At 49.1% G+C, this 21,479-nt stretch carries 23 protein-coding genes, 1 tRNA gene and 1 pseudogene; 19 read left to right on the top strand and 6 right to left on the bottom strand.

Annotation, left to right across the window (positions count from 1 at the left end):
* Positions 1 to 3: 3 nt before the first annotated feature.
* The 17 genes and pseudogenes from IVG45_RS18295 to IVG45_RS18215 all read left to right on the top strand — a co-directional run bounded on the left by IVG45_RS18295 (position 4) and on the right by IVG45_RS18215 (position 13,351).
* The gene (locus IVG45_RS18295; protein WP_196435213.1) at positions 4 to 540 is read left to right on the top strand and encodes a phosphate-starvation-inducible PsiE family protein; all 537 of its coding nucleotides are present in this window, start codon (positions 4 to 6) and stop codon (positions 538 to 540) included.
* A 2-nt stretch (positions 541 to 542) separates the two neighbouring features.
* The gene (gene pepN, locus IVG45_RS18290) at positions 543 to 3,185 is read left to right on the top strand and encodes an aminopeptidase N (RefSeq protein WP_196435212.1); all 2,643 of its coding nucleotides are present in this window, start codon (positions 543 to 545) and stop codon (positions 3,183 to 3,185) included.
* 49 nt (positions 3,186 to 3,234) lie between these two features.
* Positions 3,235 to 3,828 (top strand): imidazoleglycerol-phosphate dehydratase HisB, encoded by a 594-nt coding sequence (gene hisB / locus IVG45_RS18285; RefSeq protein WP_196435211.1) that lies wholly within the window; start codon positions 3,235 to 3,237, stop codon positions 3,826 to 3,828.
* A gap of 37 nt (positions 3,829 to 3,865) precedes the next feature.
* Positions 3,866 to 4,507 (top strand): imidazole glycerol phosphate synthase subunit HisH, encoded by a 642-nt coding sequence (hisH, locus tag IVG45_RS18280; protein ID WP_196435210.1) that lies wholly within the window; start codon positions 3,866 to 3,868, stop codon positions 4,505 to 4,507.
* Positions 4,508 to 4,627: 120 nt separating this feature from the next.
* On the top strand, positions 4,628 to 5,374 hold the full coding sequence (gene hisA / locus IVG45_RS18275) for a 1-(5-phosphoribosyl)-5-[(5-phosphoribosylamino)methylideneamino]imidazole-4-carboxamide isomerase (protein WP_196435209.1): 747 nt from the start codon (positions 4,628 to 4,630) through the stop codon (positions 5,372 to 5,374).
* Between the two features lie 37 nt (positions 5,375 to 5,411).
* On the top strand, positions 5,412 to 6,185 hold the full coding sequence (gene hisF, locus IVG45_RS18270) for an imidazole glycerol phosphate synthase subunit HisF (protein ID WP_196435208.1): 774 nt from the start codon (positions 5,412 to 5,414) through the stop codon (positions 6,183 to 6,185).
* Positions 6,182 to 6,568: a phosphoribosyl-AMP cyclohydrolase gene (gene hisI / locus IVG45_RS18265; protein WP_196435207.1), complete on the top strand. Its 387-nt coding sequence runs from the start codon at positions 6,182 to 6,184 to the stop codon at positions 6,566 to 6,568. The genes hisF and hisI overlap by 4 nt, the downstream gene beginning before the upstream one ends.
* An 8-nt stretch (positions 6,569 to 6,576) precedes the next feature.
* Positions 6,577 to 6,652: transfer RNA gene (locus tag IVG45_RS18260), tRNA-Thr, on the top strand.
* 159 nt (positions 6,653 to 6,811) lie between these two features.
* Complete coding sequence (locus IVG45_RS18255) at positions 6,812 to 8,038, top strand: IS256 family transposase (RefSeq protein WP_196435206.1); 1,227 nt, start codon at positions 6,812 to 6,814, stop codon at positions 8,036 to 8,038.
* A 152-nt stretch (positions 8,039 to 8,190) separates the two neighbouring features.
* Positions 8,191 to 8,424, top strand: a complete 234-nt coding sequence (locus IVG45_RS23045) for a transposase (protein WP_442923342.1) — start codon at positions 8,191 to 8,193, stop codon at positions 8,422 to 8,424.
* Positions 8,322 to 8,642, top strand: coding sequence for a putative toxin-antitoxin system toxin component, PIN family (locus IVG45_RS18250; RefSeq protein WP_442923341.1), 321 nt, complete (start codon positions 8,322 to 8,324; stop codon positions 8,640 to 8,642). Before IVG45_RS23045 ends, IVG45_RS18250 begins: the two co-directional genes overlap by 103 nt.
* Before the next feature lie 12 nt (positions 8,643 to 8,654).
* Positions 8,655 to 8,870: a hypothetical protein gene (locus IVG45_RS18245; RefSeq protein WP_196435204.1), complete on the top strand. Its 216-nt coding sequence runs from the start codon at positions 8,655 to 8,657 to the stop codon at positions 8,868 to 8,870.
* 395 nt (positions 8,871 to 9,265) lie between these two features.
* Positions 9,266 to 10,414, top strand: coding sequence for an integrase (locus IVG45_RS18240; protein WP_230874645.1), 1,149 nt, complete (start codon positions 9,266 to 9,268; stop codon positions 10,412 to 10,414).
* A 461-nt stretch (positions 10,415 to 10,875) separates the two neighbouring features.
* Positions 10,876 to 12,032, top strand: a pseudogene (locus tag IVG45_RS18230) (IS3 family transposase).
* A 26-nt stretch (positions 12,033 to 12,058) separates the two neighbouring features.
* On the top strand, positions 12,059 to 12,463 hold the full coding sequence (locus IVG45_RS18225) for a VOC family protein (protein ID WP_196438078.1): 405 nt from the start codon (positions 12,059 to 12,061) through the stop codon (positions 12,461 to 12,463).
* A 128-nt stretch (positions 12,464 to 12,591) separates the two neighbouring features.
* Complete coding sequence (locus IVG45_RS18220; RefSeq protein ID WP_196435202.1) at positions 12,592 to 12,888, top strand: hypothetical protein; 297 nt, start codon at positions 12,592 to 12,594, stop codon at positions 12,886 to 12,888.
* Between the two features lie 106 nt (positions 12,889 to 12,994).
* Positions 12,995 to 13,351, top strand: a complete 357-nt coding sequence (locus IVG45_RS18215; protein WP_196435201.1) for a hypothetical protein — start codon at positions 12,995 to 12,997, stop codon at positions 13,349 to 13,351.
* A 99-nt stretch (positions 13,352 to 13,450) separates the two neighbouring features.
* Here IVG45_RS18215 and IVG45_RS18210 read toward each other — a convergent pair whose 3' ends face one another.
* From IVG45_RS18210 to IVG45_RS18200, 3 genes are read right to left on the bottom strand one after another with little or no spacing between them, the layout of a single operon-like run.
* Positions 13,451 to 13,888: a putative iron-sulfur cluster-binding metallochaperone gene (locus IVG45_RS18210; RefSeq protein WP_196435200.1), complete on the bottom strand. Its 438-nt coding sequence runs from the start codon at positions 13,886 to 13,888 to the stop codon at positions 13,451 to 13,453.
* Between the two features lie 12 nt (positions 13,889 to 13,900).
* Positions 13,901 to 14,449: a YkgJ family cysteine cluster protein gene (locus tag IVG45_RS18205; protein WP_196435199.1), complete on the bottom strand. Its 549-nt coding sequence runs from the start codon at positions 14,447 to 14,449 to the stop codon at positions 13,901 to 13,903.
* 37 nt (positions 14,450 to 14,486) lie between these two features.
* Entirely contained in the window at positions 14,487 to 14,831 is a 345-nt protein-coding gene (locus IVG45_RS18200) for a DUF2956 domain-containing protein (protein WP_196435198.1), read from the bottom strand.
* A gap of 158 nt (positions 14,832 to 14,989) precedes the next feature.
* On the opposite strand from IVG45_RS18200, the gene IVG45_RS18195 reads away from it, so the two are divergent.
* Positions 14,990 to 15,496 (top strand): aspartate carbamoyltransferase, encoded by a 507-nt coding sequence (locus IVG45_RS18195; protein ID WP_196435197.1) that lies wholly within the window; start codon positions 14,990 to 14,992, stop codon positions 15,494 to 15,496.
* Positions 15,497 to 15,559: 63 nt separating this feature from the next.
* A complete protein-coding gene (rlmN, locus tag IVG45_RS18190; RefSeq protein WP_230874643.1) occupies positions 15,560 to 16,705 on the top strand; it encodes a 23S rRNA (adenine(2503)-C(2))-methyltransferase RlmN in 1,146 nt (381 codons plus the stop codon).
* Positions 16,706 to 16,890: 185 nt separating this feature from the next.
* On the opposite strand, the gene pyrF is transcribed toward rlmN, so the two are convergent.
* The 3 genes from pyrF to xrtD form a co-directional block, all read right to left on the bottom strand.
* Positions 16,891 to 17,616, bottom strand: a complete 726-nt coding sequence (pyrF, locus tag IVG45_RS18185; RefSeq protein WP_196435196.1) for an orotidine-5'-phosphate decarboxylase — start codon at positions 17,614 to 17,616, stop codon at positions 16,891 to 16,893.
* Between the two features lie 157 nt (positions 17,617 to 17,773).
* Positions 17,774 to 19,462 (bottom strand): glycosyltransferase family 4 protein, encoded by a 1,689-nt coding sequence (locus IVG45_RS18180; protein ID WP_196435195.1) that lies wholly within the window; start codon positions 19,460 to 19,462, stop codon positions 17,774 to 17,776.
* Positions 19,463 to 19,900: 438 nt separating this feature from the next.
* Positions 19,901 to 21,403, bottom strand: coding sequence for a VPLPA-CTERM-specific exosortase XrtD (gene xrtD / locus IVG45_RS18175; protein WP_230874642.1), 1,503 nt, complete (start codon positions 21,401 to 21,403; stop codon positions 19,901 to 19,903).
* Positions 21,404 to 21,479: the final 76 nt, after the last annotated feature.

Below are 21,479 nucleotides of genomic sequence, written 5' to 3'. Positions count from 1 at the left end.
ACCATGGATAAAGCCCCGATTCGTCCTTCGACTACCGCGTCTCCACATGCGTCCGGCCGCAACCAGCGCGACTTGGATAGCCACGAGGAAAAATTACCGACTATCGATGAAGATGGCTTAATCAAGGCACTGCATTTAGTGATTCACTTTGCGGTCAGAGTCTTGGCCGTATTGATGACATTGGTCATCTTGTGGGGAGTTGCCGACGTCGTTTACGTGCTGTATCAACGCCTGGTTGCCGAACCGTTTCTGTTGCTGACGGTCAGCGACATTCTGGTGGTTTTCGGCTCATTCATGGCTGTGCTGATCGCCATTGAAATATTCATTAACATCACCGTGTACATCAAACGTGATGTGCTGCCGATCAAGATGGTGATAGCCACGGCCTTGATGGCAATATCCCGTAAAGTCATCATGCTGGATTTCAAAGACTTGGATTGGCGCTACATCCTCGCTATTGCCGCGGTGATCGTGGCATTGGGCCTGACCTACTGGCTGATTTCCTACAAACCTAAAACCATTCAACCCGACGAGCGATAAAGATGCGCGATGCAGCTCCCAACACTGTCTACCTGAAGGACTATACCCCGCCCGAATATTTGATCGACAATGTCGAGCTGAATTTCGAGCTGGATGAAACCCGCACCCTGGTACATTCACGACTGAGCATACGCCGCAATCCGCAATGCAAGGCAGGTGGTGTTTCCTTGGTATTAATGGGCGAAGAACTGGAGCTGATCAGTATTTCGCTGGATGGCAAACCGCTGGCTGATGCCGATTTTAGCGTCAGTCAGGAAGCGATGACGATACACACAGTCCCTCAAGACAGGCTGTTCGCGATCAGCATCGAAAACCGCATCAATCCCCAGGCCAATACCGCTCTGGAAGGCTTGTATCTATCCAGCGGCATGCTCTGCACCCAGTGCGAGGCGCAAGGTTTCCGCAAAATCACCTGGTTTTTGGACAGACCGGATGTGATGACGCGATTCCAAACCACACTAACCGCCGATAAAAGTCTCTATCCTGTGCTGTTATCCAACGGCAATAAAATCGCTCAAGGCGAACTCGACAATAATCTGCATTGGGTCAGATGGGAGGATCCGTTCGCTAAACCCTGCTACTTGTTCGCGCTGGTGGCGGGCCAATTGGAATGCGTGTCGGACAGCTTCACCACGATCAGCGGCCGCAGTATCGCGTTGGAAATTTTCGTCGAACAGCATAACGTCGACAAATGCGCGCACGCGATGCAATCGCTGAAAAACGCGATGAGCTGGGACGAGGAAACCTACGGCCTGGAATACGATCTGGATTTGTACATGATCGTGGCCGTCGACCATTTCAACATGGGCGCGATGGAAAACAAGGGCTTGAACGTGTTCAACACCAAGTTCGTGCTGGCCCGACCCGATACCGCCACCGACAGCGATTACGAGCATATCGAAGGCGTGATCGGCCATGAATACTTTCACAACTGGTCCGGCAACCGGGTGACCTGCCGCGACTGGTTTCAGTTGAGTTTGAAGGAAGGTTTTACGGTATTCCGCGACCAGCAATTCAGTGGCGATAGAACCTCGCCGGCAGTCAAACGCATCGAGGATGTCAATGCCCTGCGTACCCGCCAGTTTGCCGAGGACGCCGGCCCGTTGTCGCATCCCGTGCGTCCCGAAGCCTACATCGAAATCAATAACTTTTATACCCTGACTGTCTACGAAAAAGGCGCGGAAGTGGTGCGCATGCTGCACACTTTGCTGGGTGCCGAAGGTTTTCGCAAGGGCTGTGATTTATATTTCAAACGCCACGATGGCCAGGCGGTAACTTGCGAAGACTTCATCAATGCGATGGAAAGCGCCAACGGTGTGGAACTAAGTCAGTTCCGCCGCTGGTATTCGCAAGCCGGTACACCGGTGCTGACGGTCGAGCAGCGTTACGACGCCGATTCGCAAAAACTGTATTTAACGATACAGCAAGGCTGTCCTGCTACGCCGAATCAGCCGGTGAAACAACCGCTGCACATTCCGGTGAAGTTGGGCTTGCTGGCAAGTGACGGCTCGGCGGCTCCGCTGCATTGGAACGGCCAAACTCATGACGAAGTGACTTTAAGCCTCACCGAAGCCGAACAAACCTTTGTATTCGAGCAGTTATCGGAACAACCCCTGGTATCGTTGCTCAGAGGTTTTTCCGCGCCGGTCAACTTGAAAATGCCGCGCAGCCAGGAACAGCTGGCGTTTTTACTGCGCCACGACAGCGACACGTTTAATCGCTGGGAGGCCGGCCAACAATTGGCTTGCCAGATCATTTTCAAACTGATCGACGATCTACAAAATGATCGTGGGCTACGGCTCGATCCAGTGATGATTGAAGCCTTCCACGGCGTGTTGGCGGAAGAAGGCGATGATTTGTCTTATCGCGCATTATTACTGTCGCTGCCGGAAGAAAGCTATCTGGCCGGGCAAATGGCGGTGATCGATGTCGATGCGATTCATCAGGCTCGCGAATTCGTCAAATCAAGTTTGGCTGAAGCATTGCAAACCGATTTCCAGCGGCTTTACGACAGGCATCATCGTGACGAATCCGGCTGTTTCGACGCGGGCGCGGTCGGCAGAAGGCGACTGAAAAATGTCTGCCTGAGCTATCTGATCAAACGGGAAGCAGCGGACTACTATCGATTGGCCGAACAACAATTCCGCGGCTCCCGCAACATGACGGACCAGATGGCTGCTTTAACGGTGATCGTCAACAGCCATCACCCCGCAAAAGTGGATTGCCTGGATCATTTTTACCAGCAATGGCAGCAGGAAGCCTTGGTTATCGACAAATGGTTTGCGTTGCAGGCTAGCAGCAGTATGCCGGATACCTTTGCCACCGTGCAGAGACTGATGCGGCATCCGGCCTTTGATATAAAAACCCCAAATCGGGTACGAGCACTGATCGGAGCCTTCAGTCAATCCAATCCTCTGCATTTTCACGCCAAAAACGGCGAGGGCTATCGTTTCCTGGCCGACCAAGTGCTGGTGTTGAACAGTCTCAATCCGCAAATCGCCTCGCGGATGGTATCCGGACTGGCGCAATGGCGCCGTTACGATGCGGAGCGTCAAGAATTGATGCAACAGCAATTGCAGCGCATTATCGCCGCCGAACACCTTTCAAAGGATGTGTACGAAATTGCCAGTAAGAGTTTGGCGTAGATGTCACAATCACGTAAACTAGTTCGGAAATAACCCATTTGCCTCCAGCATGAATTCACGCACCGCACAGGTTGAACGTAATACCCTAGAAACCCGGATTAAAATTGCCATAAACCTGGATGGCAATGGTACTGCTTCATTCAGCACCGGCTTACCTTTTCTCGACCATATGCTGGATCAGGTAGCTCGCCACGGCTTAATCGACATGGACCTGGTTTCGCAAGGCGATTTGCACATCGATGCGCATCATAGCGTCGAAGACATAGGCATCACCCTGGGCCAGGCTTTTGCGCGGGCATTGGGCGACAAAAAAGGCATTTACCGTTACGGCCATGCTTATTGCCCGCTGGATGAATCCCTGTCGCGAGTCGTGGTCGATTTTTCCGGCCGTCCCGGCTTGTTTTATCAAGTTGAATTTAAACGGGCGATGATAGGCAGTTTCGATGCCGATTTGTTTCGCGAATTTTTCCAGGGTTTCGTCAATCATGCCGGTGTCACGCTGCACATCGACAACCTGAAGGGCGGAAATGCCCACCATATAGCCGAAACGGTTTTTAAAGCCTTCGGCAGAGCGGTACGCATGGCGATTAGCCCCGACCCGCGCATGTCAGGTATCATGCCTTCAACCAAAGGTAGTCTATAATCCTTCAAGTTGTTTTCCTCTTAATCTTCAAGTTTTTATGTCATCAGTTGCCGTTATCGATTACGGAATGGGTAATCTGCACTCCATCGCCAAAGCACTTCAACATGCCGATGCTCGGGCTCATGTGCAAATCAGTGCCGACGCCCATGTCATTAAAACGGCGGACCGGGTGGTTTTTCCCGGCGTGGGCGCCATGCGCGACTGCATGCAGGCTTTACGGGAACTAGGCTTGGCCGACGTGATCAACGACGTGGCGCGGAACAAACCCTTTCTGGGAATTTGCCTTGGCATGCAGGCCTTGTTGACCGATAGCGAGGAAAACGGTGGCACGGCCTGCTTGAATCTGTTTCCCGGCCACGTTCGCCATTTTCCCGATAATCTGACCGATGCCGAAGGGCGGGCACTGAAAATCCCGCATATGGGCTGGAACCGAGTCAAACAAAAGCCTCACCCGCTTTGGCATGACATTCCGCAAGACAGCCGTTTTTATTTCGTGCATAGCTATTTCGCCGCCCCCGATCGCGAGCAAGACAGCATTGCCAGCAGCGACTATCCTCGGCCATTTACTTGCGCGCTAGCCAAGGACAATGTATTCGCCGTGCAATTTCATCCGGAAAAAAGCCAGACGGCGGGATTGCAATTGTTACAGAATTTTTTGCGCTGGGATGGCGCTGCTTAATATCGTATGCCGCGCTACGCAGCGATGTGCCACTGTCGAGCAAGGCAGGACGCTGAAGCGACCAATACTTTGGCTTTTTTTAACCTTTTGATCGAGTGATTTAACCGTTGAGATTGAACTATGTTGCTGATACCTGCAATTGATTTAAAAGAAGGGAAATGTGTTCGCTTGCGCCAAGGCCGGATGGACGACAATACGGTATTCTCCGATGATCCGGTCGCCGTTGCCGGTCGCTGGGTCGAAGCCGGCGCCAGGCGTTTGCATCTGGTCGATCTGGATGGAGCTTTTGCCGGTAAGCCTAAAAACGCCGAAGTCATTCATGCCATAGTCCAAGCTTATCCCGACGTGCCGGTACAAATTGGCGGCGGTATCCGCGACGAAGATACCATTCAGGCCTATCTGGAAGCTGGCGTGGAATATGTAATCATCGGCACTAAAGCCGTCAGCGAACCGCATTTTGTGCGCGACGTGGCAATTGAGTTCCCCGGTCACATCATCATCGGTTTAGATGCTAGAGACGGTAAAGTTGCTATCGATGGCTGGTCGAAATTATCCCGTCACGACGTGGTCGATCTAGCTAAAAAATTCGAAGCACAAGGTGTCTCGGCCATTATCTACACCGACATTTCCCGCGACGGCATGATGCAAGGCGTCAACGTTGAAGCCACCGCCCATTTGGCGCGCTCGATCACAATTCCGGTCATCGCATCCGGCGGCATTACCAATATGGACGATATTCGCGCCTTGGGCACCGTGGCTCACGAAGGTATCATGGGCGCTATCACCGGACGAGCCATTTACGAAGGCACCTTGGACTTTGCCGAAGCCGAAAAACTGGCGGAATCGTTCACCGACGTAGGCTCATGATTGCCACTCGCTCCCCATTTCTAGCCCGCCGTAACTCATGAGTCTTGCTAAACGTATCATCCCCTGTCTTGATGTCGATAACGGTCGCGTGGTCAAGGGTGTCAAATTCGTCGACATTCGCGATGCCGGCGACCCGGTGGAAATCGCCCGCCGTTATGACCGGGAAGGCGCCGATGAAATCACCTTCCTGGACATTACCGCCACCCATGACAACCGCGACACCATCGTGCATGTGGTGGAGGAAGTAGCCAGCGAGGTGTTCATCCCATTGACGGTTGGTGGGGGCATCAGAACGCTGGAAGATATCCGCCGTATGCTGAATGCCGGCGCCGACAAGGTCGGCATCAACAGCGCGGCGGTGTTTCGGCCCGAATTCGTCAAGGAAGCGGCCGAAAAATTCGGTTCGCAGTGCATTGTGGTCGCCATCGACGCCAAGAAAGTCAGCCACGACGGCGAGGAAAACCGCTGGGAAATCTTTACCCACGGCGGCCGCAAACCCACCGGCATCAACGCCGTCGAATGGGCGGTCAGAATGATGAACTATGGCGCCGGCGAGATTCTGTTGACCAGCATGGACAGAGACGGCACCAAGTCCGGTTTCGACCTGGCATTGACCCGCGCAGTGAGCGAAGCCGTCACCATTCCGGTAATTGCTTCCGGCGGCGTCGGTACCTTAGACCATTTGGCTGACGGCATCATCGAAGGCAAGGCCGATGCGGTACTGGCGGCCAGCATTTTCCATTTCGGCGAGTACAACATAGAACAAGCCAAACACCACATGCAATCCAAAGGCATAGAGGTGAGACTGTGAGCGAAGCTTGGCTGGACGAAATCCAATGGACCGAAGACGGCCTAGTGCCTGTCATCGCCCAGCAGCACGATACGAGTCGCGTGATGATGTTCGCCTGGATGAATCGCGAATCGTTGGCACTTACCGTGAAAGAGGGGTATGCGGTATACTGGTCGCGTTCACGCCAGCGTTTATGGCGCAAGGGCGAAGAGTCCGGACATCGGCAAAAAGTCATCGATATTCAACTGGATTGCGATGCCGACGTCATCTTGATTAAAATAGAACAACAAGGCGGAATCGCCTGCCACACTGGACGACAAAGTTGCTTCTTCCGCAGCCTGCATGACGGCGAATGGCAAACTGCCGAACCGGTACTGAAAGACCCCAAATCCATCTACAAATAATACAAAAAGCCGGCATAGCTCAGCAGGTAGAGCAGCGCACTCGTAACGCGAAGGTCGTAGGTTCGATTCCTATTGCCGGCACCATTTAAGTGGTTGATAGATAAAGCTTTACAACTAGATTGCCCGTCGAGTTGAAGCAACATAACCGCAGCAAGGCGCAAATTTAGGCGCAGTGCGAGGGTGTAAGAATTTTTGTGTAAACGGCCATTAGGCAGGAAACTGCCGATCCTTAAAGGAGCAAAAATGACCGTATTAAAATCCATCCCAACCGAATTGCTCGATACCTTGCTATCGGGTTATCAAAAACCCGAAGACCTGATTGGTGAAAATGGTCTGTTGAAGCAATTAACCAAGGCGCTGGTGGAACGTGCGTTGGAAGCCGAACTGACCGAACATCTGGGCCACGCCAAGCATGACCCCATCACCAATCCGAGTGGCAATGCCCGTAATGGCAAAAGCCGAAAAAACCTGAAAGGCGACTTCGGCGAATTACCGATTGAGATTCCGCGTGACCGTCATGGCAGCTTCGAGCCGCAAATCGTCGCCAAACATCAAACGCGCTGGACTGGCTTCGACGACAAGATCATTTCGCTGTATGCGCGTGGAATGACGGTCCGAGAAATTCAGAGTCATCTGGAAGAGCTGTATGGCACCGAGGTTTCGCCTTCGTTGATTTCCTCGGTCACCGATGCGGTAGCCGATGAAGTTAAAACCTGGCAATCGCGCCCGCTGGAACCGGTTTATCCCATTGTCTATCTCGACTGCATACACGTCAAAGTGCGCGATACCGGCGCTGTGCGGGTCAAAGCCGTCTATCTGGCGATTGGTATCAATCTGAATGGCGAGAAGGAAGTTCTGGGGTTATGGATCGCCCAAACCGAAGGGGCTAAGTTCTGGTTACAGGTGGTCACCGAACTGAAAAATCGCGGCGTGCAGGACATTTTTATCGCCTGTGTCGATGGGCTGAAAGGGTTTCCCGAAGCCATCGAAACCGTTTATCCGCAAACCGCCGTTCAGCTTTGCATCGTCCATCTGGTGCGTAACAGCCTGAACTATGTCAATTGGAAAATGCGCAAACGGATTGCCGATGACCTCAAGCGGATTTATCAATCGGCTACCGTTGCAGAAGCCGAGCAGCAATTGGCTGAGTTCGAGGCACAATGGAATGGCGATTATCCTTCGATTGCCCAGATATGGCGGCGTAACTGGAGTCGGGGCATCCCGTTTTTCGACTATCCGCCGGAAATACGCCGAATCATCTACACCACCAATGCCATTGAGTCGGTCAATATGAGCCTGAGGAAAATCACCAAAAATCGTGGCTCTTTCCCCAATGACGAGGCATTATCGAAACTGTTTTATCTGGCGCTGATGAATATCAGTAAAAAATGGACCATGCCATTGCATGACTGGAAAGCGGCTTTAAATCGGTTTAGCATTCAGTTCGACGACCGGATGCCAAACCGTTAATTAAACCCGTTTACACAAAATTCAGGACACCTTCCGCAGTGCTGCTTTATTTTGCTCACTGAGGTGGCGTAATGAATCAAATAAATTCATGGCTATGAACTTACCACAGGTTACCCGATCTGAATTTTAGTGGGATATTCTGGAGAGCGGTCATGCAAGCAAAGATCACGAGTTTTTGGGAGTGGCAACAGCACTTTGCCGATGAAAAAAGTTGTCTTCAAGCCATCATCAACCTCAGGTGGCCTGAAGGGTTTTGCTGTCCACGCTGTGGCCATCAGAAAGGTTGGTTGCTCCAGACACATCATGGCAACTTGAAGAGTTTCGTCGTGTCAGTCGCTATCCAAAACTCAAAAAATTTATCAACCCTGCTGAAGCGGGGCAGATGATAAACGGAATCAAGCTTAATGCTTTCGTTTACCAATCGCTCCCAGCAGTCGATCTATGCAAAGACCCTGACGACAATCCGATATTAGCCATTGCTTTGGAATGCAAAGCTGATTTTCTTGTTACAGGAGATAAGCGGGATTTGCTTTCAATGCAGCGAGTTGGTGTTACCCCCATTATCAATGCAGCAAGTTTTCTCGCGGTACTTGATCGAAATTAACGAAAAAGCAATATGAGCGACATCACCGACACTAAACCAGAGCCAATTTCAGCAAAACCGAATTGGCATTACGACTCGTATTTTCTAGCACAACTTGAACGTCTCAATCTTCGTAAGTTTGAAGTTCCTTCCAAAAAGCAACCTAAGGTCACTATCAAACAGGACAAACAAGATGGCGAAACGTTGATCGAGAAAAGATTCGAAAGTGACGAAGACAACGAAAGCTAGGTAAATCAGCTGTTGGAGTCAGATAAAGTGTGTGTAATTCCTGTGTAATTGCGCCAGGAAAAGCAGCGATTTTGAAGGAACTATGGGGATGTTGATTTAGGAGGGAAGCTAATACTTCCCTATAAAAATCAAACAATTAAGATGAAACGAGAACACTTGAGAAAGCGAGGGAAAAGCAGCTCATTACACTCGTAACGCGAAGGTCGTAGGTTCGATTCCTATTGCCGGCACCATTATAAATCAAAAAGTTACAAAAATAATCGACAGGCGACCAAACGAATTGCCTCAAATTAAAAGTAACCCAAGGGGGCAATAAAAACGGGTCGTTGCCTCACATTGTGTGTAACCGAAATCAAGCGGGTTACCACCATGGGAAACGCGAACGACGAGCCTATTTGCAAGCCATCCAAAAGCGCTATCGACAAAGCGATAGGGCCACTAAACAAATGATCCTGAACGAGTTTTGCGAAGTCTGCGGCTACGCCCGCAAGTACGCCATTCGTCTACTGAATCGAAAAGCAAAGCCAGCAGCCTCTCCAACCAAACGGCCCGGACCCAAGCGAAAATATCAAGCCGAGGTGTTGCTGGAGCCCCTGAAACGCATCTGGTTCGCCAGTGACCAGTTGTGCGGCAAGCGCTTGAAGGCGGCAATTCCGCTCTGGTTACCACACTACGAAGACCAGTACGGCACACTAGCGGACAGTGTTCGCGTCGACTTGCTGACGATTTCGGCGGCGACCTTGGATCGCTTGCTCAAGCCCTTGCGTGTCCAGAATTCCAAAGGCTTGTCCGGCACTAAACCCGGTTCGCTGTTGAAATCCCAGATTCCCATCCGCACCCATCACTGGAACGAAACTCAGCCTGGCTTCGTCGAGGCTGACACGGTGGCTCATTGCGGGAATTCACTAGCGGGTGATTTCGTCTGGAGCCTGACGATGACGGATATCGTGACTGGCTGGACCGAGTGCCGAACGACCTGGAACAAAGGTTCGCAAGGGGTGTTGGAACAAATTCAGGCCATCGAAGGACTATTGCCGTTCCCGTTGAAGGGCTTCGATTGTGACAACGGTTCTGAATTTCTCAACCAGCACTTGTTGCGCTATTTCACCGATCATCCACAGCAACCCGCCTTCACACGCTCCCGGCCCTACAAAAAGAATGACAATGCCCATGTCGAGCAGAAAAACTGGACGCACGCCCGACAATTATTCGGCTACGACCGGCTGGACAACGCCTCCCTGGTGCCGTTGATGAACCAGGTATACAGCACCCTTTGGTGTCCTTTGCAAAATCATTTCTGTCCCAGCCTAAAACTTCACAAAAAACACAGGGACGGCGCCAAGATCATCAAAAAATACCACGCGCCGCAAACCCCTTATCAACGGGTGATCGATCATCCTAACATCCCGGAAGCCACCAAACACGCTCTCCGGAAACAGCATGCCAAACTCAATCCATTTGCTATCAAGGCGGCCATTGAGCAACAATTGAAACTCATTTTTTCACACATCCAGGTTACCTCTAATGTGAGGCAACGACTTTGACCCTTCGGTTACTTTTTTCTATGAGGCAATACGCAAAGTGTTTGTCGCAATTTTCCGAAGCTGCAATTACTTTCCTAATCGCAGTTAACATAACTGACGAAGCTCGGTCAGATTTCACCGGCCTACACATTTTCTGCTATTCTGGCTATTAACAGAGCCATGAGCGACGAAGAAGCTAAGAAAGTCATCGTAGTCGATTTACAGATGCCGTTTTTTCCATCGTGGTATTGATGGTCAAATGGGCGTTAGCGTCGATACCTGCTATTATCATTTTTAGCATCACCACCAGTTTGATGGGCACCATGATGTTTCCCAGAAATTGACGCAATTTTTATTGTTCGAGGCAAAGCCATGCGGGAGACATTTGTTACATGAAGCAGAGCATCAGTTTTGTCACCTTGATGTGGCTACACTAAACCGGACACACTTTTTAAAATAACCTGAAAAAGCGTGAATCCAAAATGAGCCAAGAAAAACCCAATACCTATACAGCCGAATTCAGAGCCTCAGCCGTCAAGTTGGCGAATGAATCCGATAAACCGATCAGCCAGGTAGCCCAGGATCTTGGCATTAACGTCAATACCTTGCATACCTGGATAGGAAAATACAGTCGCCCCAAAGACAGCAATAAAGCGGTCCGTACCGATGAACATCTGTACGATGAACTCAAGCGCCTTAAGAAGGAAGTGGCCCGATTGACCGAGGAGCGCGATTTACTAAAAAAGGCAGCGGCGTACTTCGCCAAGGAACAAAGATGAAGTACGCCTGGATCAAGCAGCATGCAGAGGACTTTGCGGTAGATACCCTGTGCCGGTTCATGAGGGTATCCCGAAGCGCCTACTACGACTGGCTGAAGCAAGGCCCCTCTGCGGGCGAACAAGACGATGCCGCCCTATCCGAGATGATCCAAAGCACCTTTGGCAAAAGCCGGGCAACCTACGGTACGCGCCGTCTCAAAGCCGCCTTATCCGCTCAGAACCGAACCGTCAGCCGCCGCCGTATCGGTCGTTTGATGCGGGAAGCGGGGTTGGCCTGTAAAACCAAGCGCAAATTCAAAGCCACGACGAATTCGAAGCATCATCAACCGGTTGCGTCCAATCACCTGGATCGGCAATTTGCCGTGGAAAAGCCCAATCAAGTCTATGCCGGCGACATCACCTATATCCATACGCAGGAGGGCTGGCTGTATCTGGCCGTGGTGATTGATCTCTATTCCCGGCAAGTCGTGGGCTGGTCTATGGCCGAACATATGCGGACCAAACTGGTGAACGATGCGCTACTGATGGCGGTTTGGAAGCGCAAGCCCGAGAAAGGCTTGCTATGGCATACCGATCGCGGCAGCCAATATGCATCGGACAGCCATCGAGCCTTATTAACGCAACACGGCATCCGGCAAAGCATGAGTCGTAAGGGAAACTGCTGGGATAATGCCGTCTCGGAAAGTTTCTTTCATACCCTGAAAACCGAGTTGATACATCACCAGACCTATCGAACCCGATCCGAGGCCAGGCAGGCCGTATTCGAATATATCGAAGTGTTTTATAACCGCGAGCGACTTCATTCCGCCAATGGCTACCTGTCGCCCGTTGACTACGAAGTGCAGCTTAAAGCTGCTTAGCTGTGTGTCCGGAAAAGTGTTGACACATCACCTTAGGGGTAACCGATCTCGAAAGAAGTCGCCGTTTCTACAAGGCGTTAGGTTGGACTGAATCTTCGGGCAGTCAGACGGAAGTTGCCTTCTTTCAAGTCGGCAGCATCGCCTTTGCCCTGTTTGGTCGTGAATCGTTAGCTGATGATGCGGATGTGTCGCCAGAGGGCTCGGGGTTCCCCGGATTTGCCTTGGCCCACAACGTAGCTTCCGAAAGCGAAGTCGATGTCACATTATTGGAAGCCGTGGCAGCTGGCGGCAAATTGATTCGAGTAGCAGAAAAAGCGCCATGGGGTGGTTTCAGGGGTTACTTTGCCGATCCCGACGGTTTCCTATGGGAAGTCTGTTACAACCCCTTCTTTCCCTTGGATGAGCATGGTTTCGTACAGTTGCCGCAATAGCCCGGTTTTTCGGCAGATTGCGGTTGACTGTGTATTGTTGCATTGCTGCGCTTTATGACAACCTTCACGGAATAGTTTTCGCTAATTCGTTAATCTTTCCCCACTTGAACAAATCGGAGGTCTGTGTCATGTCTGCTGCCACCATAGATAGCAATGTTTTAAACAGCTTATTTGAAAACCAAAATAAATTGGACGATTTGTTTGATTCCATCTTCGATGATGGTAGCTACTTCATCAGTAGCGTTAGTTCATCGCAATCGGAAAATCTTTACCTAACATCTAGCACGCCTCGTTCAATCACACCAAAGCAAAGCCGGGTTAGAGAATCCCTGCTGACGATCAAAGAGCGATGCCCTTACTTTTTTATACTGCCAATCATGTTGGAAATTGCGGCGATATATTTTGTTGCGTCCAGTCTGCTGTAACGTGTTTGCACTGAATTGACAGCCTGCCTCTGTCAGGGATGATCGATCAGCAATGTCGTGAGCTTGACAGCAAGGCAACAACCATCTGCTTGAATCCGAATGTATAATGAAAAAGAACAAGAAAAACAAAAATCTCTGGCTAAAAGAAACCGAGATTGAAGTCGGTTATTTATATTTCGCTACGGCCAACCAATACCGTGCGGTCCTGGCGATGAATGGTGATTTTTTAATTTATGCGCCTAGCTCGGAAGGCATGGAGCCCTTAACGCCGAATGCCAAAATGCCCTTTGAGAACTCACCCTTTAAAAAATGTCAGATTGCTACCTTTGCTAAAAAGGACTACCAAGAATTTTCCTTCGATGGAACCGAAGCTATCAAACATAAACTGAATGACGCGCAGCTTGCCGAAGTCATAACCCAGTGTAATGCAAAGACGGCAATCGAAGCGTTGTTAGCAGAATAAGTTGAGCAGGTGCTTCCTATCGGCCAATTCAGGTCAGTGGCTGAGTCAAAATCGAATATCGAAATGGCCGGCTCCGAGCAATAAACCGGCAACTGCATTTCATTCGTTTTCCAAACGCTTGAAATTTGCTAAACAGCACTGGCCTGACGGGTTCCTGACTTCGCAGGCGCATTCGCCTGCTTGGGTGCGTTGGATGACGAAAGCTTTGATCGATTCTGCCCGGCGACCTTCTAATGCCGATACATACTGCTCGACGGCTATATCAAAGCAGTAACAAAGCGTATCGTCCTGAATCGCTTGATAGCTGCGTAAATGCTGCTTGGAAACGGTGTTGCCCGCGTTGGAAAAGTAAGCAAGCGAGCATGTTTTTGCCGGGCAAAAATAATAGCTGCCAGTGGTGAGCCCCTGATTTTCTGGAAACCGGACTTGATGGTATAGCGTCGGCATGCCGGCACTTTTGCAGGTGGAGCCGCATTCAGGGCAAGCCTGTTTGGTTTTACTAGATGAGGATGTATCGGCGCAGCAGCAATCGGACATAGATGCTCGGCCCTATCGGGAAACAGGTGTATCGAGGCAATTTGGGTAGAGACTATCATTCCCCACGCTGATCTTCCAACCAGAAAACCACGCAGTAAGTTCGCGCGTTTCTCCCGTGCTTTTCAATCGTTGATCAATCGCATCCTGGTTGCCCCATACCACGTTATCCAGCGCACTACTGGCTACTTGGGCTTCAATGTCGTTGCAGTAAAGCCCTTTATCGCGTTGCACATAAAATCCGTAAGTGCGGCAAGCAGTGGGCCGGTACAGATACACGCGGCAAGTCCCGGATTCTTGATTCAGCATCGGGCAGACGATAGGGCGTGATTGCTGCTCAGTCAGTGCTATGACGTTTTGGCGAATGCTATGTTGCGATGCTTCGGGTAATTGCGACAGTCCTTCTCGCAACAAGTCCCATTCCGCTGCCGTTAACTGCGGAATTTCGGCCAGCCGATGGCAACAGCCTTCGCAGCCACTGCGGCAAAGCCAATCAGGGTATTCAGCGCGAATACAATCTACTCGTTGGTCGATGTCGGCGTGAAGTTTGGCAAGTGTATTCATTTCGTGCGGTTTGATGAAAATTCTACAGCGGATCAGACTAGAGCGAATGCCCAGTGCCAAAATAGATACCGATACCTAGCCAAGTTAGCATCAGTAATGTCCACGGTAACCAGTGTTGTTGATAAACAATGATTTCAGGAATTTCCGAGTCATCCTGCTCGGTCTGCGTGACGTTCTGTCTGGCCTGTTTCTTGCGTTGCTTGTTCAGCTCTCTGGCTTTTTCTTTTTGCTGTCTTTTATAAAGATCTATACCTTGCTGGATACCTTGGGCAATCAGCTTGGTTTGCTCTTTGGTCTGAGCGGGGCGTTGAATGCATTTGGCGATTTTTAACGCCTCTTCTTGCGTTTGTGGAGATGGCTGTTGGTAGCTGGTTCTGGTCATGATCGTGCTTTAATCGGGGTTATATGGTTGGAGTTCACTAAGTTTGGAGCCAGTATGTCGAAATCGAGGGTAATTGTCATCACAGGGGTTATTCGCACTTGCCTGTCCGATGAGTCTCGACATAAGCTATGTCTTTTTACCAAAACAGGGGGTAGAACATGAAAACGTTGCTATTAATTGCGCTTTCTCTTTTGATGGGGTTCGCTGAGGCGAAGGAAACCGTCGCTACAAAACCGGCTGAAAATACGCCTGCCAGTTCGTCGCGGGTTCCCTACGATGCCCAACAGGCACTCGAATCGTTTTCCAAAACCGTGCATGGCGGCGTCATGCATATCGTTGCCAAATCTGCCGACAACACACAGCAAATAAAACTCATCCAACAATACTTACGACAAACTGCCGCAGAATATAAAAAAGGCGACTTTTCATCAACTGAACGCTTTCACGGTTCGGATATGCCCGGCCTAGCTCAGATGAAGTCGGCAAAAGCCGATGACATCCGCTACGACTACCAAGCATTGCCCAATGGCGGACAAATCCATTTCTCAACCGAATATCCTCATCTGCTCAATGCTCTACATAACTGGTTCGACGCGCAAATTAAGGAGCATGGCAGTGCCGCATTACCTGAACACGAGCAGCATCATGCTTCGCCTGCTGAGTAGTTTGCCCTGAGTTGGAGGTATTTGCTAGATTATGTTACTCGACATCAACACAGCTAAATTCACATGAGATTGGGTAGTGTTCAGCATTATGCCTCTAGTTTTGAATTTAATCGGCATCGGCAAAATATTGATAACGCCAGGGAAATTTTCTTGAAACAGTCTTTTTATGATCAAAGTTACGCTGACTTGGAGTTGATTGTCAGTGAAAATAATTTGAATAACTCAGTAGCAACAACGCTTTTTAACTGGTATTACAAGAAAAAAGAAACCATTCCGTGCCATGGCAAAATTTCCAAACACTCATTGGCTTTCTTTGAACAAAATTATGACTTTTCTCTGCCTGAAATCGATACGGTTTATGAGTCAAAAAAAGATCGAGCAGTAAAATTTCTGTTTAAGCTTAAAGATAGCCATAAAGTTGAAACGGTGCTTATTCCGTTTAATAACAAATATTCGATTTGCCTTTCATCGCAGGTGGGCTGCGCCATGAATTGTTCTTTCTGCTTTACCGGGGAACAAGGGCTAAAAAGAAATTTGGCAACCAGCGAGATCGTTGGACAGTTCCTAAAGGCTTGGCGTTGGCTGGCAAGCAACAGACCTGGAGAAGAGCGGATTTTAAATATTGTTTTTATGGGGCAAGGCGAACCTTTGCATAATTTTGATGCCGTTAAAAAAGCCTGTGAAATTTTTTTATCGCAACACGGCACTTCAATTGGCGTTCAGAAAATTACTATTTCAACGGCTGGCTATATTCCTGGGCTGAAAAGATGGAGCCAGGAAATTCCTGGGGTAAACCTTGCGTTATCGCTGCATTCGCCCTTTGAAGAAAAGCGAAATGAACTGATCCCCATTAATAAAAAATATCCGCTAGACGAGGTGTTGACTTATATTGACAACATCCCTTTGCAAAAGAAGCAATTCGTGACTTATGAATACATTCTGATAGCGAATTTTAATGATTCTTCAGAGGACGCCAAACAATTGGGAATGATGCTGGCTGGCAAAAGTGCTTATATCAACTTAATCCCTTTTAACCCATTCCCAGGTTCACGATACATATCACCTGATTTGGATAAAGTTGAAAAGTTTAAAGAAGTTTTGGATGCTTTCAAAATTCCAACTTTAATCAGGGGCGCTAAAGGTGATGACGTATTAGCCGCCTGCGGACAACTCAATTCAAATAATCAAACTGCCTTCATATCTCAGTGAATGGGTGTCTGCCCGGTCGGATTTGGCTGATCAAGTATACATAGAATCCAGATTTGGAACGTCCGGCTTGATTAACAGATACGACGATAATGGGCAACATCACCCTGTTAAATCCATAACAATCAAGCCAGCCGCCTCGGTGACGATTGAGCAATCGGCACCGGAAAATGCCCGGATACCAATTCTTAAATAAACTGCGCCGCAATTTGCGCCTGGATTTTTTCAGCCATGGCTTTGCGATCAGCGGCGTCACGAATCGGCCGGCCCACCACGATATAGTCCGCTCCGTTTTGAATCGCCTGCTCCACGCTGACCGCGCGTTTTTGATCGTCATCCTCGCGATTGTCCACGGGACGAATGCCGGGCGTGATGACCAATAGTTTCTGTCCCAACTCCTCGCGTATCATCGATACTTCCAGGCCTGACGACACGATACCGTCGCAGCCGATTTGCAGTGCCCGTTTGGCCCGAGACAATACCAACTGTTTGACATCGCATTGAAATCCCAGGTCGTCCAAATCACCGCGATCCAGACTGGTTAATGCGGTAACCGCCAGCACTTTCAAATCCCCCTTGGCCTGAGCGGCGGCTTCCATGATGGAGTCATTGCCGTGAATGGTGGCAAGATCCACGCCTTTATTGCTCAACGCCTTGATCGCGCGGCCCACGGTGGCCGGAATATCGAAAAATTTCAGATCGACAAATACTTTTTTATTGCGCGCCTTCAGCCATTCGATAAAACCGAAATAATCTCCGGACATGAACAACTCCATGCCGACCTTGTAAAAAATCACCGCATCTCCCAGCTCCTCGACTAAAGCCTGGGCTTCGGTAATAGTGGGCAGATCCAATGCCATGATCAAGCGCTCGCGGACGGGAATGGGTTTGGTGGAGATAAATGAATCGCTCATATAAAAGCTTCCGTAGGGTTAAAGAGTTAATGCAGACAAGATTTTAGCCCATGTCTATCCGGTAAGTCCTAGCCATGTAAAAGCTGGTTGGCGGAGTACTTTTATCGTTTATACGCCGGACCTTGGGATCACGCGCAAATAAATCCGGCAGGCTAAATTAAAGCAAATCGGCAAAAAAAGCAGAATAAGGCAAATTTCCACTGAGTTTGAAAGAATCCGATTTGAGGTCGTAACCATTCAGCAGAACCGCAAAAACCATGATGCCGGAAACCAACGCGGACAGTTTGAGTAACCTGTACGCCCTAAGAGGAAAATTAAATAAATATTCAACCGCATAAGCCAAACACAGCAATTTAAATAAAAAATTCACCGGAAACGGAGTATCGGATAGCAATACCGCTGCCACTGCAAACAATGAAATCAAAAGATCCTGAGTAGAGAAAGAAAAGACATTCCTTCTCGTCACTCTAATCCCGACAAAAATCACCAGCATTAACGCAATCAAATAACCATTAACTCCAATTTCAATATAGTTAAAATTCAAATTTTCAGGAGTTAAAATAAAACCGGAAAAAGTAGCCGTGATATACACACACAACTTAATCAGCGAATTTAAAAAAGGACTTTTAAACAACAAAACCAGTAAAGCCGACAAGAACAAGCTCATTAAAAAAAAGGGTTCAGGCTTGGAAAATAATGTGAACGACTCGAACATCGCAAAAATCATTACCCATAAATATAGCAACAGCGCGAATTCGATATATAAGCGGCACCCCCAATACAATCCGCCGATACGCCTTAACACGCCTCTGCGCCGATCGCGCGGATTAAGTTCCGCCCGTAGCCGCCAACCGGTTTGTTGGGCCCAGTAAAAAAGCGACAAGATAGCGGCGCAAATCAGCCCATAGATACCAACTACCGCCAAATCGCTTTGATAGCGCAACAGAAACGCGGCCAATAAAAAAATCGACTGCAGCGCATAAATACAGGATACGGCCTCGGCGTGGCTAAATCCATGGGCCAATAAGCGATGATGAATATGCCGTTTGTCCGGCGAGAATGGAGATTTACCGTGATAAATGCGTTGACTCATCACCATCAAAGTATCCAGGACCGGTAGCCCCAACAGCAGCAGAGGTAGCGCCGGATTGAGGGTGATATAGACATTCTCGACCAGGTAAATACACAAAAACGCAGCCATGAAACCGATAAACTGGCTGCCCGTGTCCCCCATAAACACGATTGCCGGATGGCTGTTAAAGCGTAGAAAACCCAATATGCCGCCGATCAATGCCAGCGCAATCAGCGCCAAATCCTTCCCGCCCACATGTTCGGCAAAAAAAGCAATGGCGGCCAGGGTCATTAACATAATACCGGCCGCTAACCCATCCAGTCCGTCCGACAAATTAACCGCGTTAGTGACGCCCACCACGAAAATAAAGCTCAACGGATAAGCTATCCACAAAGAGGCGTCATCCAGCCCGGCAAAAGGCAAGCACCTTAAATAAATGCCTTTATATAAAACGAATATAACGGCAATAAACTGGCCAAAAAACTTCCATTTATAATTCAGATTAAATATGTCATCCAATAAACCGAAAAACACAATAATGGAGCCGCCGATCAGCAAACTATTAAATGGCTCGTCAAATGGCGCCAGAACCGAAATAGTAACTAAAGTGGCAATCGATATACCCAACCCTCCACAACGAGGGATCGCATGCTGATGCACCTTGCGCTCATCGGGTTCATCCAGCATACCTAAATATTTAGCCGATCTGATTAAGACCGGCATCAGCAACACGCTGATCAAAGTTGACAGGGTAAAACTTAAAAATAATTCCATTTTTATAATCCAGTTAAAGCAGATACTTTATTCGGTTTTTTTATAATCCATAATAACTGAAAGGTCAAAGCCTCGACGAGCTAACCACAGCCGCTGCTCATATATTTTCCAGTAATAGGCGATTTCAGATCATGGCAATACTGAATAAATGAACCCTCCGTCTACCCCAATATCATTCATGCCGGCGGGGATTACCGGTATCTAGTACACAGGAATATGAAAATATCATACCAGCCTTGATCACTGGTTCCGGCAATCCCTGCCCTAAACAACACGCGTTTCGCAGCTTGGGATTTGGTTGAAAATAATTTCCCTGAATTTCATTGTAGGGGCGATTTTAATCGCCCAGGGCGAATAAATTCGCCCCTACAGGACATGCGAATATCGGGAACTTATTTTTGCCGCATAACATTCCTAGAAGCTATTTTTAGTTGCTTCCTAATTCGCAACCGGCACAATATCCTTGCCCGGCAAATAGTCCGGCAACACCGTTACCATATCCTTCATAAACGACTGCAACCGTTGATCGGCCACCTCAATATCCTGGCCCTTATCCAGCGATGTAACCAACCGTATCAAAGATCCATCTGTTCTTTGCATGGTGATCGCGTCGTAAAACAAATACCATTTCACCAGATATTCGTTGGTAATCGAACGGCCGCGTTGTTGGAACCAGTAATATACCAATTGCTTGTAATCGCCTTTTTCGATCACCGCCCGATTCACCCGCAACGGCGTGCCTTGGATCTTCAGCTCAGGGAAATCGCGCTGGCCAAAACTGGTGATCTGCCAACCATCGCCGGGAATACAACTGCGCGGCGAATGGACGGATGCCCCCTTGCGTTGAGACTCATAGTAAGCTGTGTAAAAATTCACCGAACTTTGGCCGCCGGGCGCCAGATAATTCACCACGATGTAATCGGTCAACTTCAACGTATCCAAATATTTCTTGTCGATATAATCCTGGCGGCCATTCCAGTTGCCCAATTGCAACGGGAAATTTAAGAAGGCTTTGCGTTGAGGAATAATATCCTCGCCGCCACGCAAAAATTGTCCCGAAAGCCCTAGCACCACGACCAAGCCAATCACCGCAAACACCGACTTATTCAAATGAAAGCCCATTTGAGATTGTCCGGCAGCACTAAACCATTCCTCCGGCAACTGCACCAATTCCGAAAACGCGGTTTTCTTGCCGCTCAAGCGGGAAAACAACCACATCTCGATAAACAGCAGCACCATACACAACAAGAACACCGCCCAGCCTTCGAAATCATGCAAAAAGCCTTCCGCCATCTCGGTGCCCCAGCTATTCACTAACAGGCCGATTACACCGATGCGGAAACTGTTCATAAATATAGTCAACGGAATCGAAGACAAAAAGATCAACACTTTTTGCCAGAACGGCCCTTTGAACAAGTAAGCACACAAAAAAGACAAACTAGCCAGCGGGAATAGGTAGCGCAACCCGCTACAAGCTTCCACCACCTGTAATTTATAACCGCCCAAATCGATTACATTGCCTTCCAGATAGACCATGATGTCGCAGGCTCGGATAAACTCAACCCCCAGCCAGGACGAAATCAACTGCAGCTTGGAAGACAAGTTATTCAAAATAAATTGAGGGAAAGGCACCATGAAAATCAGGAATAACAACGGCACCCAAGCTATCTTCAATCCTGTCCGGCCAAAAGCGGCGGCAAAAATGCCCGTCACCGCCACGATGAAGGCATAGTGCTGGATGGTGCGAATGGTTGCCAAGCCGCCTAGTAAAAACAGCAACAAGCCCAGCAGCAGAATTACCAAGCCTAAAACGGACGATTTAAAATCCTCGATGAAGTTGAGTTCATGCCGCCGCACCCAAATCAAGTACACGCTGATTGCCGGAATAAAAAAGCCGTGACTATATTCTTCGCTGCCCATCCAGATGCCGCCCATTTCCATCAGGCTTTCGTTAAATACGACTCCCAATAGTAAAAGGGCTAAACCCCAAAGCGATAAAATCAAAACCATTGGATTG

This window comes from Methylomonas sp. LL1 (assembly GCF_015711015.1).
GTDB lineage: Bacteria > Pseudomonadota > Gammaproteobacteria > Methylococcales > Methylomonadaceae > Methylomonas.
The sequence above is the reverse complement of the archived record's forward strand: the minus strand, read 5'-3'. Positions and strand labels throughout refer to the sequence as shown.

Excerpts from the sequence above, each read along its gene's own strand:
- IVG45_RS18295 (WP_196435213.1), top strand. The coding sequence starts at position 4 with ATGGATAAAGCCCCGATTCGTCCTTCGACTACCGCGTCTCCACATGCG.
- pepN (WP_196435212.1), top strand. The coding sequence starts at position 543 with ATGCGCGATGCAGCTCCCAACACTGTCTACCTGAAGGACTATACCCCG.
- hisB (WP_196435211.1), top strand. The coding sequence starts at position 3,235 with ATGAATTCACGCACCGCACAGGTTGAACGTAATACCCTAGAAACCCGG.
- hisH (WP_196435210.1), top strand. The coding sequence starts at position 3,866 with ATGTCATCAGTTGCCGTTATCGATTACGGAATGGGTAATCTGCACTCC.
- hisA (WP_196435209.1), top strand. The coding sequence starts at position 4,628 with ATGTTGCTGATACCTGCAATTGATTTAAAAGAAGGGAAATGTGTTCGC.
- hisF (WP_196435208.1), top strand. The coding sequence starts at position 5,412 with ATGAGTCTTGCTAAACGTATCATCCCCTGTCTTGATGTCGATAACGGT.
- IVG45_RS18255 (WP_196435206.1), top strand. The coding sequence starts at position 6,812 with ATGACCGTATTAAAATCCATCCCAACCGAATTGCTCGATACCTTGCTA.
- IVG45_RS23045 (WP_442923342.1), top strand. The coding sequence starts at position 8,191 with ATGCAAGCAAAGATCACGAGTTTTTGGGAGTGGCAACAGCACTTTGCC.
- IVG45_RS18245 (WP_196435204.1), top strand. The coding sequence starts at position 8,655 with ATGAGCGACATCACCGACACTAAACCAGAGCCAATTTCAGCAAAACCG.
- IVG45_RS18220 (WP_196435202.1), top strand. The coding sequence starts at position 12,592 with ATGTCTGCTGCCACCATAGATAGCAATGTTTTAAACAGCTTATTTGAA.
- IVG45_RS18215 (WP_196435201.1), top strand. The coding sequence starts at position 12,995 with ATGAAAAAGAACAAGAAAAACAAAAATCTCTGGCTAAAAGAAACCGAG.
- IVG45_RS18210 (WP_196435200.1), bottom strand. The coding sequence starts at position 13,888 with ATGTCCGATTGCTGCTGCGCCGATACATCCTCATCTAGTAAAACCAAA.
- IVG45_RS18205 (WP_196435199.1), bottom strand. The coding sequence starts at position 14,449 with ATGAATACACTTGCCAAACTTCACGCCGACATCGACCAACGAGTAGAT.
- IVG45_RS18200 (WP_196435198.1), bottom strand. The coding sequence starts at position 14,831 with ATGACCAGAACCAGCTACCAACAGCCATCTCCACAAACGCAAGAAGAG.
- IVG45_RS18195 (WP_196435197.1), top strand. The coding sequence starts at position 14,990 with ATGAAAACGTTGCTATTAATTGCGCTTTCTCTTTTGATGGGGTTCGCT.
- rlmN (WP_230874643.1), top strand. The coding sequence starts at position 15,560 with ATGAGATTGGGTAGTGTTCAGCATTATGCCTCTAGTTTTGAATTTAAT.
- pyrF (WP_196435196.1), bottom strand. The coding sequence starts at position 17,616 with ATGAGCGATTCATTTATCTCCACCAAACCCATTCCCGTCCGCGAGCGC.
- IVG45_RS18180 (WP_196435195.1), bottom strand. The coding sequence starts at position 19,462 with ATGGAATTATTTTTAAGTTTTACCCTGTCAACTTTGATCAGCGTGTTG.
- xrtD (WP_230874642.1), bottom strand. The coding sequence starts at position 21,403 with ATGGAAATGGGCGGCATCTGGATGGGCAGCGAAGAATATAGTCACGGC.